Raw genomic sequence first — 13,101 nt, forward strand, 5'->3', positions numbered from 1 at the left:
TAATACGAAATTTATAAACTGCGTAGTATTCTGCCGGAGCGTATGTGAGCACTCATCATTAAAGTGAGAAAACCTCATTTTTTCACCTTTTATTACTTCGCAGTTTGTATCTAGTATGAATAACGGAAAAGGGGGAAGTTTTGATGAATAAGGATCAGTTAGTAGCAATTAGACGTGATTTGCACAAGATTCCGGAGCTTGGTTTTCAAGAATATAAGACACAAGCATATTTACTACAAATTATTAAAAATATGAAACGATCAAATATTGAAATTACCAAATGGGAAACTGGTTTGTTTGTTTTGGTACAAGGAAAAAATCCGAAGAAAACAATTGGTTACCGTACAGACATTGATGGACTTCCAATTAAAGAAGAAACAGACCTTTCATTTCAGTCTGAACACGATGGTCAAATGCATGCATGCGGCCATGATTTACATATGACCATTGCATTAGGAGCTCTCGACGAAATTAGTGCTAATCCAATTGATGATAATGTCTTATTTATTTTTCAGCCAGCGGAAGAGGGACCAGGTGGAGCTGAACCTATGCTCGCATCTGAAAAATTTCAACAGTGGAAGGTAGACAATATTTTTGCATTACATATAGCACCTGAACTGCCTGTCGGAACCGTGTCAAGTAGAGCAGGTATCTTGTTTGCTAATACAAGTGAGTTATTTCTTGATTTCACCGGAAAGGGTGGTCATGCTGCATACCCGCATTTATCGAAAGATATGATTGTCACTGCCAGTAGTTTTGTTACACAATTACAACAAATTATTTCCAGAAAAGTGGATCCTTTAGATAGTGGTGTGATCACAATAGGGAAAATGACTGCTGGAACCGTCCAAAATATTATTGCAGAAACAGCACGACTGGAAGGTACTATACGTACACTACAACCGGAAACAATGTCGACTATAAAAAGAGAACTCGAGAATATGATCAAAGGCTTCGAAATTGCCCATGATTGTACAATTAAAGTAGATTATGGTGCAATGTATTATCAAGTGAACAATCATAGGATATGTGTCGATAAGTTTGTTGAAGCCGTACAAAAGAAAGGGATTCAGTATAGAGAAGCAAATGCGGCGATGACTGGTGAAGATTTTGGGTATTTTTTAAAGGAAATACCAGGCTTTATGTTCTGGTTAGGTGTAGATTCACCATATGGATTGCATCACAGCAAACTAAACCCGAACGAAGATGCGATCGAAATAGGTATTAGAGCAGTAACAACAACGATGAAAGAGATATAGGGAGTAATGAAACGATAATATTCACGCAAATGATCAGTCAGTATTTTCTATAGAATCATTCAATAGAAAAACTCACTCTGAAATGAGTGAGTTTTTTGCTTAGTTATTCTTTTGTACGTACACTTGATGTGGGAATGGGATTTCGATATTGTTTTCGTCAAACGCTTCTTTAATCCGTTTACGAATATCTCTTTCTGCACCCCATTGTTCCATATTTTCGGTTTTACCAATAATGCGTAAAACTACCTCACTAGATCCGAAGGCTTGTACACCTAATACATCAGGGCCTTCCGCAAAGCGAGGATCTGTCTCGAATTCTTTACATACACTTTTTAATACTGCCATTGCTTGATCAATATTATCATCATAACTTATGCCAATATCAACTAGTGCTCGCATATTTCCTCTGGAGTGGTTGCTGACCCCAGCAATTTCCCTGTTTGGAACATAATGAAGCGTGCCATCAAAGCCACGAATTTTTGTAGTTCGTAAACCAACTTCCTCTACAATTCCGTTGTATCCAGCCGCAGTCACATAGTCTCCAACATCGATCTGTTTTTCCAATAAGATAAAAAATCCAGTTACAATGTCACTTACTAATCCTTGAGCTCCAAAACCAATCGCTAAACCTACAACCCCTGCACCAGCAAGTAGGGGACCAATTGGTTGTTCAATGATGCCAAAGAACATAACGACAAAAACAAAAATTAAAACATAAGAAAAAACATTTAATAGTAGTTTTTCTAAAGTTTGCATTCTTGCTTCAGATACATTTTGTCGCTGACTCGATTTTTTAAGAGCTGCAGAGATTAATTTCTTTCCGATTGGCGATACAATAAGTAGTGCAATGATAAGTACTAAAATCTTAATACCATAATTAATCACGTTTTCTAATATGTAACTCCAATCAATCTGTAATCCATCTTCAAACATGCTTTGCCTCCTCTGTTGATGATTAACTCTATCATATAAAAATGTAAATTAACACGCAAATGATAGGCTAGATCCTTTAATCTATTACCAAGAATTAAAAAAATTAAAAAAATTTTTAGAAAATAAGTCGAAAAGGTGGAAATTTATTTCGGATGCCGTTATATTTATACATACGTAAAAAAATAGGGGGTGCAAACAAGATGGAAACATTTCAAAAACTGAAAGACTTTTATTGGCCTTTTAAAAAATACTTCTTCTTATCGGTGCTATTTGTTATGATTGTAGCCGGTATTACGGTAGTATATCCAATCATTTTACAAATTACAATTGATGATGTGGTTACACCTGGAAACTATCAACTGATTCCGTTCTTAGCAGTTGGCTTTATTTTAATTATGCTTTTGAAAGGGGTTTCCAACTTTCTGCAACAGTACTTAGGTGACTTGTTTGGTGTGAAGGCTGTATATACTTTGCGTGATCAATTGTACAAGAAATTGCAAAGGCTTTCTTTTACTTATTATGATAACGCCCGTACTGGTGATCTAATGTCGAGGTTAACAATGGATGTAGAAGGTTTCCGTTTTTTCTTAGCAGCAGGTTTTCGTGAACTAATCAGAGTATCATTATTAATAGTAATCAGTTTAGGGGTAATGTTTTATTATTCTATACCGCTAGCACTGGTGACAATGGCTGCTATGCCATTCTTGGCTGTCGTTGTCTATCGCTTTGATAAAAAAGTACACCCGGCATTCAGAAGTGTCCGAAAGTCATTAGGTCGACTAAATACTCGTATTCAAGAGAATGTGAGTGGTATGAATACGGTTAAATCTTTATCGAAAGAAGATTTTGAGATTGAAAGATTTACATCAAATAATGCTAATTATAAAGAAGTTAATATTTTCACGTCTAACATATGGTCGAGATATTTTCCGTTAATGGAGTTTATCGGAAATATTAGTATGGTAGCATTATTAATTTATGGTGGCTACTTAGTGATTAATGGTTCCATACAGCTAGGTGAACTTGTTGCTTTCTTTAGTTTGGTAACATATATTTTAGGACCTTTAATGCATTTAGGTTTTATTGTGAACCAATTTTCACAGGCAAAGGCATCTGGTGAACGACTGTTGGAAATTCTTGAAGCGAAAGAGGATATAGTGGAAGAAGATGACCCGATTATTCCGGAACGCATTAAAGGTCATGTTACTTTTAACAACGTTTCATTAACGTATACGGAAGATGATGATTCTGCATTAAAAAATATTTCGTTTGATGCACCACCGGGAAAAGTTATCGGTTTAATTGGTCCTACCGGCGCAGGTAAAACAAGTATTACACAGTTAATTACAAGATTTTATGAACCAGAAGAAGGAGAAGTTTTAGTTGATGGGAAACCAACTAGCTCCTACTCTTTAAAATGGTTACGTAAACATATTGGCTTTGTATTGCAAGAATCGTTTTTATTCTCTACAACCATTAAGGAGAATATTTCCTACGGTAATCCAGGTGCAACCATGGATGAAATTATAGCTGCTTCTAAACGAGCACAGGCACATGATTTTATCATGGAAATGCCGAATGGTTACGATACATTACTTGGGGAACGTGGTATGGGACTTTCCGGAGGGCAAAAACAAAGAATTGCAATAGCTCGTGCGATTTTAATTGACCCAAGTATTCTAGTGTTAGATGATGCAACATCAGCAGTAGATATGGAAACGGAATTTCAGATTCAAAAAGCGCTTAAAGAAGTTATGGATGGTCGGACAACATTTATTATTGCACATCGTATCTCTTCATTAAAGCATGCTGATGAGATTCTTGTATTAGAAGAAGGAGAAATTAAGGAACGTGGCACACATGATCAACTAATTAAACAGCATGGTGCATATCGTCGTATCTACGATATTCAATATCAAGATCGAGACAGTATTATGCATTCTGTTGAATAGAAGGAGGGAATCATAGTGGCGAAGTCGATGACAGCAAAAGAGATGAAAAAAGATAGTCCCCATTTGAATCGCTTTTATTATCCATTGGACCAGGCGGTGGAAAAGCCGTTTAACTGGAAGCAAATGTGGAGGCTGCTAATATATTTAAAGCCATACGCCAAAACACTTATGCCAGCTGCAATAGTGGCGATGCTTGTTTCTACTATTGTCAGATTAGTTGTACCGGTGATCATTGGTACATGGGTTATTGATAGGGCGATAGCAGATCAAAACGTTAGTTTACTTACCTATTTAATTATAGGAATTTCAGTATTATATCTATTAAGTTATGTAGCAAACACGTATCGAATCAGATGGGTAAATATTTTAGGTCAACGAGTTATTCATGATTTACGTAAAAGTTTGTTTTCACATGTACAACGTTTATCTCACAACTTTTTTGATAAGAGGTCGGCAGGATCTATACTGGTCCGGATATTAAACGATGTTAACTCTTTACAAGAATTATTTACGAACGGGATTATTAATTTACTAATGGATGTTGTGATGTTGTCAGGTATTATTGTCATCCTGTTTGCATTAAGTCCACCATTAGCATTAGCCGTTCTAATAATTTTACCAATTATGTTCTTTATTTCTACTAAATTAAGAAGAAAGATACGCCGTACGTGGCAGGATGTACGTATTCAAAAATCACGTCTGAATTCACACTTGAACGAAAGTATGCAAGGGATCCGTATTACCCAATCTTTCTCACAGGAAAAAGAAAATACAGAATTCTTTAATGGTGTAAACACAGATAACTATGAAAAAGAACGAATTGCCATGAAAAAGAGTGCATATTTCGGTCCTTTCGTAGAGATGAGTAACGCGATTGGTACAGTGATTTTAATTTCATATGGTGCACATCTGATTATTATAGGAAATATTGAGATTGGTGTGTTCGTTACCTTTGCTTTCTGTTTAGGTATGTTCTGGGAACCAATTTCTCGATTAGGACAGATTTACAATCAATTATTGGTAGCAATGGCTTCTTCAGAACGTATTTTTGAGTTTTTAGATGAACAACCAAATGTTGAAGAGAAAAAGCATGCAAAAGCTTTTCATGATATGAAAGGTCATATCGTATTTGATAAAGTACAATTTTCCTATGATGAAGATCGTGTAGCATTACATGAAATTTCATTGGAAATGAAACAAGGTCAGACGGTTGCACTTGTTGGTCATACGGGTTCAGGTAAGTCAACCATTGCGAATTTAATCAGTCGTTTTTATGATCCGACTGAAGGTACCGTTAAGATTGACGGGCATGATCTTCGTGATATGCGATTAGATAGTTTACGAACGAATATATCAGTTGTACTGCAAGATACTTTTATTTTTTCAGGTACAATCATGGAGAATATTCGTTTCGGACGTCCGGAAGCAACAGATGAAGAGGTAATAGAAGCCGCAAAAGTTGTAGGAGCAGATGATTTTATTAAAAGGTTATCCAATGGCTATCAAACAGAAGTAGAAGAGCGGGGCAATATATTGTCTGCTGGTGAAAGACAGTTGTTATCTTTTGCCCGTGCATTATTAGCTGATCCTAGGATCTTAATTTTAGATGAAGCAACAGCTAGTATTGATACGGAAACAGAGGTGAAAATTCAACAAGCACTAAGAAAATTGCTGGAAGGACGGACAGCAATTATGATTGCCCACCGGTTGTCTACGATTAGAGAAGCAGATAATATTATTGTTTTGGAGCATGGTCGTATTTTGGAGCAAGGGAGCCATGATGATTTAATGAAGCAAAAAGGTGAATATTATGATCTTGTTAAATCGCAATTTGAAATGCTAGACGCGTTATAAGAAAAGTGTCTGGAGCAAATCCATCTCCTTTTTCACTTACGGATAGTATAAAAATGGAAACCAGATATTAAATCTGGTTTCTTTTTTGTTTCAATGTGATAAAATGAGTATGATTATAAGTGTTGGAGGAATTTATATGAAACGTGAATTTGCAGTGATTGGGTTAGGTCGATTTGGAGGAAGTATCTGCCGTGAGTTGAGTGCAGATGGTTTGGATGTATTGGCTATCGATATACAAGAGGATAGAATAAAAGAATTTAAAAATATTGCAGCACATGCTGTAATTGCGGATACAACTGATGAAAATGTGTTAAAGGAATTAGGAGTCCGAAATATTGACCATGTTATTGTCGCCATTGGTGATGATATCCAAGCAAGTACACTTACTACATTGATGTTAAAGGAATTGGGAGTCAACAAAATAACCGTTAAAGCTCAAAATGATTATCATGCAAAAATATTAGATAAAATTGGTGCAGATCATGTTGTACATCCAGAGCGTGACATGGGGAAACGTATTGCACATAGTATTATCTCGACCAATATTTTAGATCACCTGGAATTATCTGATGATCATAGTATTGTGGAGGTTAAAGCAGGGGAGAAAATGAACGGCAAAACCTTGTTGGAATTAGATATTCGTGCTCAGTATGGCTGTAACGTTGTCGCCATTAAAGAAGCTGACGAGAAAGGTATTAATGTATCTCCGATGGCAACACAAACGATCGAGCGAGATGATATTCTTATCGTTATTGGAGCGGATAAAGACATATCCCGATTTGAAAAGCAGTTAGTTGTAGAAGACTAGTTTGTGTACCAGAGGATCTATACTTAAACTTAAAAACCCGTTTCAACTAATAATTGAAACGGGTTTTTTAGCTACATTATACTTCCATAATGATTGGTAAGATCATTGGACGACGTTTTGTTTTGTCATAAAGGAATGGAGCGATTGTATCGGTAATTTCATTTTTGATTTCAGACCACTGTGTAGTCCGGCGTTCCATTACTTTATGCAAATGTTTGGAAACAAGCTTTTGAGCCTCGTTAATTAAGTCTTCAGATTCTCGCATATAGACAAAGCCACGCGATATAATATCTGGGCCTGATGCAATTTGGAATTCTTTCATATTAATACTTACGACTACAATAACTAATCCTTCCTCAGAAAGGATGCGTCGGTCGCGCAATACAATATTACCAATATCACCAATTCCACTACCGTCTACATAGACTGAGCCAGAAGGGATTTTACCAGCGATTGCAGCACTATCTTTTCCTAAGGCTAATACTTCGCCATTATCCATGATAAAGCTATTCTTAGGTGGTATACCACAGCTTTCCGCTAATTTTGTATGCTCATTTAACATACGATACTCGCCATGGATTGGCATAAAATACTTTGGTTGAATAAGTCGTAGCATCAATTTTTGTTCTTGTTGACCACCATGTCCTGAAGTATGGATATCGTTAAGTGGTCCGTGAATGACTTCAGCACCGGCACGATACAATTGGTTAATAATTCTACTGACACTTAGTGTATTCCCAGGGATTGGTGAGGAAGAGAATACAACTGTGTCACCAGGTATAATCTGAATTTGACGGTGTGTACCGTTAGCGATTCTAGATAATGCAGCCATAGGCTCTCCTTGTGAACCAGTACATAGGATGGTCACTTCGTTAGCAGGAAGTTGGTTTATTTGATGTGCTTCGATAAACGTGTTTTTAGGTGCACGAATATATCCGAGCTCTTGTCCAATCTTAATGGAAGCTTCCATGCTTCGTCCGAATACGGCAACTTTACGGTTATGTTTAACGGCTGCTTCAACGACTTGTTGCAAGCGGTGGATGTTTGAAGCAAAAGTGGCAAAAATTAATCTGCCATCCACTCGTGAGAAAATATCATTAATGCTGTCACCAACTACTCGTTCTGATAAAGTAAATCCAGGAACTTCACTGTTCGTACTGTCTGATAATAGACAAAGAACGCCCTCTTTACCAATTTCGGCCATTTTGGCCAAATTGGCAGGTTCACCTACTGGTGTGAAGTCAAATTTAAAATCACCAGTATGAACAATATTTCCTGGAGGTGTTTTTACAACAATACCATAAGAATCGGGAATGCTATGTGTCGTTCGAAAGAAGGACACAGCTGTCTTTCTAAACTTAATTACATCATCTTCTTGGAAGCTGTGTAACTTTGTCTTTCGTAATAATCCATGTTCATCCAATTTATTTCGTATAAGGCCAATTGCTAATTTGCCGGCATAAATAGGCACATTTAATTCACGTAGCAAATAAGGTATTCCACCAATATGGTCTTCGTGACCATGTGTAATGAATAAACCTTTTATTTTATCTTGATTTTGCACAAGGTAGGTGTAGTCAGGAATGACATAATCAATACCTAATAATTCATCTTCAGGAAACTTTATTCCTGCATCGATAAGAATGATTTCGTCTTGAAATTGAACACCGTATGTGTTTTTACCAATTTCGCCCAAACCACCTAGAGCAAAAACCGCTGTTTGGTCATTTTTTACAAATTTCATATATTAAGCAGTCTCCACTTTGTAAAAAGGTGATTGTTGTTCAAATTCTAAATGTGCCTCACTTAACAATTGGATTAATTCAATATTAATATGCTTTCCTTTTAAAGAGTCACGCACTTCTCTTTCAGAAGATGCTTCGATATATAAACTCTTTGTATGTTCACGTACAGGTATTTCTGATGCGTTTTCTTGATAAAGTACTTTATAGATCATACTATCTCTCCTTTAGTTGTTAGTTGTTTTTCGATTCTATGGTTTGTTTTGTTGGTTGTACACATCATCAGAACGATTAATAGTAGTTGGTATACGTTTTCTCCGTAAAACTTCCCGCATGCGTCGTTTTAATTTTTCTTTTAAACGTTTTAACATAATTACTGCTCAACTCCTTCCTATCTATATAGAAAAGAAAAGCAAGTATTCAACGAACCGATCCAATCCCTATTACTATATAGTATAGTATGAATTTCGGAAATTTGAAACAAAAAAGGTTAAAATAAATGAATTATTTTCTAATTTGCTTATTATTTAGGTCTCGAATATCAATAGCTTTCCTTAGTTTTTACTGAGAAGATTATACTTATGCATTTTCTTCGTGGTATAATCAGTTTGGTTATTTTTAAATTATATATAGAGGAGAATGAATGTGGGACAAAAAGTTGTATTTCTTGATATTGATGGGACAATCTTAAATCATGACAAACAAATTCCGACCGCAACAAAAGAGGCAGTTAAACAACTACAAGATTCTGGTGTGATTGTATCGATAGCTACCGGAAGAGCACCATTTATGTTTCAAGATATCTTAGAGGAATTAAATATTAAATCGTATATTAGTTTTAATGGCCAATATGTTGTATACAATGGTGAGGTTATATATCAAAATCCGATTAACTCTGAGCAACTGGAAGAATTGACGGCATATAGCGTTGACCATAATCATCCACTTGTTTACCAAAGTGTTGATGATATGAAGTCTACTGTAACTAATCATCCGCAAATTGAGGAAGGTATGGGCAGTTTAAAGCGAAATCATCCATTAATGGATACGGAGTACTATAAAAATCAACCAATCTTTCAAGTTTTATTATTTAGTGAGCCAAAGGAACAACTTGTTTATGAAGAGGCATTTCAACAATTACGTTTTGTTAGATGGCATCCAGTTTCCTGTGATGTTATGCCGAAAAATGGATCAAAGGCAAAAGGTATTGAGAAATTTATGGAGGCATTACATATTAACTTGGAAGATACATATGCTTTTGGCGATGGTTTAAATGATTTAGAAATGATTTCAACAGTTCATACAGGTGTTGCGATGGGGAATAGTGTACAAGAAGTCAAAGAAGCGGCAACTTTCGTAACTGATGACGTAGATCAAAACGGTCTAAGCAACGCCATGAGGAAATTATCATTGATCCAATAAAATGTTTCTAATCGGTTACAAAGTTAACAAAAAATACATATGCTTCGAAGTAATGCGGACATTCGTTCCGTTATTTGTGACAAAATCTCCGTTTTCAGGGTGTCTGCGGACATCTATTCCGCTATTCATCGAAAATAGTGCTCAATTAAGCCAAAATGAACTAAATAAGGGATTCAATATCCGCTAAATAAATTTTCATTTTTATCTAATCTATTTCCGATAAGGTCATAATAAAATCCCGTTTCAATCTTGTTGAAACGGGATTTTTGTGTACAGAGTGTATTATTTTGGATCACAAGGCTTAGCGTTTTCCGGAACTGCAAATGGATCTTGTTTATTTATGCGATCATAAAACATCACACCATTTAAATGATCAATTTCATGCTGGAACACAATCGCGGCATAGCCTTTTAATTTAAGCTTCACTTCATTTCCCTCTAAGTCAGTGGCTTTTATTGTAACCTTTTGATAGCGAGGAACATACCCAGGTATTTCTCTATCAACGGATAGGCAACCCTCACCACCAGATAGGTATGTTTCCGCAACAGAATGACTGATAATTTTCGGATTGAATAATCCATAGCTGTATTCTTTGTCATCAAAGTCTCGAAAGTGAACAGCGATCATTCTTTTAGATATGCCAATTTGTGGTGCGGCCAAGCCAACACCAGCTCGTAGATCATATTTTTTAGCGATCTCCTCATCTTGACTATTCTTTAAGAACTGTAGCATTTCTTCCAATGTATTTTTCTCTTCTTCAGTTGATGGCAGTTCTATTTCTTCTGCCACTTGTGTTAAAACAGGATTTCCCTCTCTAACTATATCTTTCATCGTAATCATTGACATACACCTCTTCATAAATATTCGTATTATCTATCATAACGAAAAATGAGTAAAAAATATAGAATTCTACTATGCAATTTTAACTTTTGTATAAATGCAAAGGTTTTTTATGTTATAATAAATTGGCTTATAATAATTTTTGAAGTTGCTTTAGGAGGATTTAGGGAATATGAGAAGATTATTACTAATCGGCTTTTTGCTTACACTGGTATTAGTGGGATGTAGTGGAGAATCTGTCGCTAATGACATGTATGAACACTTAGAAGAAACAGTAGAATTAGAACGAACATTTGTTGAACAACAAGAACCATTTACAGCACTGGAAGAAGAAGAACAAGAACTATATAACCAAATTATCGAATTGACTGCTGATGAGATGGATGAAATTACATCATTGTCAGAACAAGCAATTGATACGATTGAAGAACGAAAAGAATTACTTCAAACTGAATTAGAAAGTATGCAAGGAGCAGAAGAAGAATTTTCTCAAGTTAAAGACTATGTGGATGATTTAGATGAAGAACCTAAAGAAATAGCTGAAGAAATGATTCAAACGATGGATCAACGCTATGAAGTTTATCAACAATTAAATGAAGCATATTTAAGCTCTTTAGATCAAGATAAAATTTTATATGAATTATTTATGGACGAAGAACTTACAGAAGAAAAACTCCGTGAACAAATTGATACAGTAAACCAATCATATGATAAAGTAATGGAAATTAATACGGAATTTAATGAACTAACAGATACATACAATCAGCTTAAAGAAGATTTCTATAAAGCTGCTGATTTGAATGTCGTATATGAGTAAAGCTTTCGATTTTTTCGGAAGCTTTTTTTGTTGTTTTAAAAAGTAACAATAATAGTACAGATAAAGAAAGTTTATGAAACAGATTTTGTAAAAGCGCTTTAATAAATGTAGGGATACGATTTTAAAAAGGTAGAATAAAAATGTAATTAAATCTTGCAAAGTGTTTGACCAACAGACTTCAATAAGCTAAACTATACATGTGTAAAAATTGTACCAGTATTTTAAGTCAATTCTTATGTAACAGTTTATTTATTACATAGGCAGATTATTTTTTGTCCTAAAGGGTATAGCAATAATAATGACTTTGGTACAGATTTTTTAATCTTTTGGGAAAGCTAATTTTGATAAATTTAAATTAGGCTATAAAGGAAAGGAAGAGGTGAATTCTTTTGAAACGTACTTTAGAAAATATCGAAGAACAGTTTGAAACGTTTCAAATTCTGAATGAAGAAGGTAAAATCGTAAACGAAGATGCTATGCCTGATCTTTCAGATGAAGAGTTAAAAGAAATGATGTATCGCATGGTGTATACGAGAATTCTTGACCAACGTTCGATAGCGCTAAACCGTCAAGGGCGTTTAGGATTCTATGCACCGACAGCAGGACAAGAGGCATCACAATTAGGAACACAGTTTGCACTGGAAAAAGAAGACTTTATTTTACCTGGTTATCGTGATGTACCTCAATTAATTTGGCACGGACTGCCTCTTTATCAAGCATTTTTATTTTCTCGTGGTCACTATCATGGAAATCAAATGCCAGAAGGAGTTAATGCATTAAGTCCACAAATTATTATTGGTGCACAATATACACAAGCTGCTGGTGTTGCATTAGGTATGAAAAAACGTGGTAAAAAGTCAGTAGCTATTACTTACACTGGTGATGGTGGTACATCCCAAGGGGATTTCTATGAAGGAATCAACTTTGCAGGTGCGTACCAAGCTCCAGCTATTTTTGTTGTGCAAAATAACCATTTTGCAATTTCAGTACCAGTTGAAAAGCAAACTGCTGCTGATACATTAGCTCAAAAAGCAGTAGCTGCTGGAATAGAAGGGATCCAGGTAGACGGTATGGATGTTCTTGCTGTATATGCAGCGACAAAAGATGCAAGAGATCGTGCAGTTAATGGTGAAGGTCCAACATTAATTGAAACATTAACATATCGTTATGGTCCTCACACAATGGCTGGTGACGATCCTACCCGATATCGTACGGAAGATATGGATAATGAATGGGAGAAGAAAGACCCAATCGTTCGTTTCCGTAAATTCCTAGAAGAAAAGGGCTTATGGTCTGAAGAAGAAGAAAATGAAGTGATCGAAAAAGCTAAAGAAGAAATCAAAGCAGCGATTAAGAAAACAGATGAACAACCAAAACAAAAAGTTACTGATCTAATCGGTAATATGTATGAAGAACTTCCAGCTCACTTGCAGGAACAAATGGAAGAATATAAAGCAAAGGAGTCGAAGTAAAT

Annotated in this window: 11 protein-coding genes; 7 read left to right on the forward strand and 4 right to left on the reverse strand. The window is 35.5% G+C overall.

Features of this window, described 5'->3' with window-relative positions; genetic code table 11:
* Positions 1 to 143: 143 nt before the first annotated feature.
* Positions 144 to 1,259 (forward strand): N-acetyldiaminopimelate deacetylase, encoded by a 1,116-nt coding sequence (locus GHT08_RS02745; protein ID WP_163579586.1) that lies wholly within the window; start codon positions 144 to 146, stop codon positions 1,257 to 1,259.
* Between the two features lie 99 nt (positions 1,260 to 1,358).
* Here the strand turns inward: GHT08_RS02745 and GHT08_RS02750 are convergent, their stop codons facing one another.
* Complete coding sequence (locus GHT08_RS02750) at positions 1,359 to 2,192, reverse strand: mechanosensitive ion channel family protein (RefSeq protein WP_238343488.1); 834 nt, start codon at positions 2,190 to 2,192, stop codon at positions 1,359 to 1,361.
* Between the two features lie 200 nt (positions 2,193 to 2,392).
* On the opposite strand from GHT08_RS02750, the gene GHT08_RS02755 reads away from it, so the two are divergent.
* From GHT08_RS02755 to GHT08_RS02765, 3 genes are all read left to right on the forward strand, one after another.
* Positions 2,393 to 4,144 carry an ABC transporter ATP-binding protein gene (locus GHT08_RS02755; protein WP_163579588.1) on the forward strand — a complete coding sequence of 584 codons (1,752 nt, stop codon included), beginning with the start codon at positions 2,393 to 2,395 and terminating at the stop codon, positions 4,142 to 4,144.
* Positions 4,145 to 4,171: 27 nt separating this feature from the next.
* Positions 4,172 to 5,998, forward strand: a complete 1,827-nt coding sequence (locus tag GHT08_RS02760) for an ABC transporter ATP-binding protein (protein ID WP_163580084.1) — start codon at positions 4,172 to 4,174, stop codon at positions 5,996 to 5,998.
* A 136-nt stretch (positions 5,999 to 6,134) separates the two neighbouring features.
* Positions 6,135 to 6,806 (forward strand): potassium channel family protein, encoded by a 672-nt coding sequence (locus tag GHT08_RS02765; protein ID WP_018932825.1) that lies wholly within the window; start codon positions 6,135 to 6,137, stop codon positions 6,804 to 6,806.
* 76 nt (positions 6,807 to 6,882) lie between these two features.
* Here the strand turns inward: GHT08_RS02765 and rnjA are convergent, their stop codons facing one another.
* Positions 6,883 to 8,550, reverse strand: a complete 1,668-nt coding sequence (gene rnjA, locus GHT08_RS02770) for a ribonuclease J1 (RefSeq protein ID WP_163579590.1) — start codon at positions 8,548 to 8,550, stop codon at positions 6,883 to 6,885.
* A gap of 3 nt (positions 8,551 to 8,553) precedes the next feature.
* Positions 8,554 to 8,763, reverse strand: coding sequence for a DNA-dependent RNA polymerase subunit epsilon (locus tag GHT08_RS02775; protein WP_163579592.1), 210 nt, complete (start codon positions 8,761 to 8,763; stop codon positions 8,554 to 8,556).
* Positions 8,764 to 9,193: 430 nt separating this feature from the next.
* On the opposite strand from GHT08_RS02775, the gene GHT08_RS02780 reads away from it, so the two are divergent.
* The gene (locus GHT08_RS02780; RefSeq protein ID WP_163579594.1) at positions 9,194 to 9,970 is read left to right on the forward strand and encodes a Cof-type HAD-IIB family hydrolase; all 777 of its coding nucleotides are present in this window, start codon (positions 9,194 to 9,196) and stop codon (positions 9,968 to 9,970) included.
* A 282-nt stretch (positions 9,971 to 10,252) separates the two neighbouring features.
* On the opposite strand, the gene def is transcribed toward GHT08_RS02780, so the two are convergent.
* Positions 10,253 to 10,810 (reverse strand): peptide deformylase, encoded by a 558-nt coding sequence (def, locus tag GHT08_RS02785; RefSeq protein WP_163579595.1) that lies wholly within the window; start codon positions 10,808 to 10,810, stop codon positions 10,253 to 10,255.
* A gap of 172 nt (positions 10,811 to 10,982) precedes the next feature.
* On the opposite strand from def, the gene GHT08_RS02790 reads away from it, so the two are divergent.
* Positions 10,983 to 11,627, forward strand: coding sequence for a YkyA family protein (locus tag GHT08_RS02790; RefSeq protein ID WP_163579597.1), 645 nt, complete (start codon positions 10,983 to 10,985; stop codon positions 11,625 to 11,627).
* 389 nt (positions 11,628 to 12,016) lie between these two features.
* A complete protein-coding gene (gene pdhA / locus GHT08_RS02795) occupies positions 12,017 to 13,099 on the forward strand; it encodes a pyruvate dehydrogenase (acetyl-transferring) E1 component subunit alpha (protein ID WP_018932819.1) in 1,083 nt (360 codons plus the stop codon).
* Positions 13,100 to 13,101 lie beyond the last annotated feature (2 nt).

Source organism: Gracilibacillus saliphilus, assembly GCF_010994085.1.
GTDB classification, from domain to species: domain Bacteria; phylum Bacillota; class Bacilli; order Bacillales; family Amphibacillaceae; genus Gracilibacillus; species Gracilibacillus lacisalsi.

Coding starts and splice junctions, on each gene's coding strand:
- GHT08_RS02745 (WP_163579586.1), top strand. CDS start 144: ATGAATAAGGATCAGTTAGTAGCAATTAGACGTGATTTGCACAAGATT.
- GHT08_RS02750 (WP_238343488.1), bottom strand. CDS start 2,192: ATGTTTGAAGATGGATTACAGATTGATTGGAGTTACATATTAGAAAAC.
- GHT08_RS02755 (WP_163579588.1), top strand. CDS start 2,393: ATGGAAACATTTCAAAAACTGAAAGACTTTTATTGGCCTTTTAAAAAA.
- GHT08_RS02760 (WP_163580084.1), top strand. CDS start 4,172: ATGACAGCAAAAGAGATGAAAAAAGATAGTCCCCATTTGAATCGCTTT.
- GHT08_RS02765 (WP_018932825.1), top strand. CDS start 6,135: ATGAAACGTGAATTTGCAGTGATTGGGTTAGGTCGATTTGGAGGAAGT.
- rnjA (WP_163579590.1), bottom strand. CDS start 8,550: ATGAAATTTGTAAAAAATGACCAAACAGCGGTTTTTGCTCTAGGTGGT.
- GHT08_RS02775 (WP_163579592.1), bottom strand. CDS start 8,763: ATGATCTATAAAGTACTTTATCAAGAAAACGCATCAGAAATACCTGTA.
- def (WP_163579595.1), bottom strand. CDS start 10,810: ATGATTACGATGAAAGATATAGTTAGAGAGGGAAATCCTGTTTTAACA.
- GHT08_RS02790 (WP_163579597.1), top strand. CDS start 10,983: ATGAGAAGATTATTACTAATCGGCTTTTTGCTTACACTGGTATTAGTG.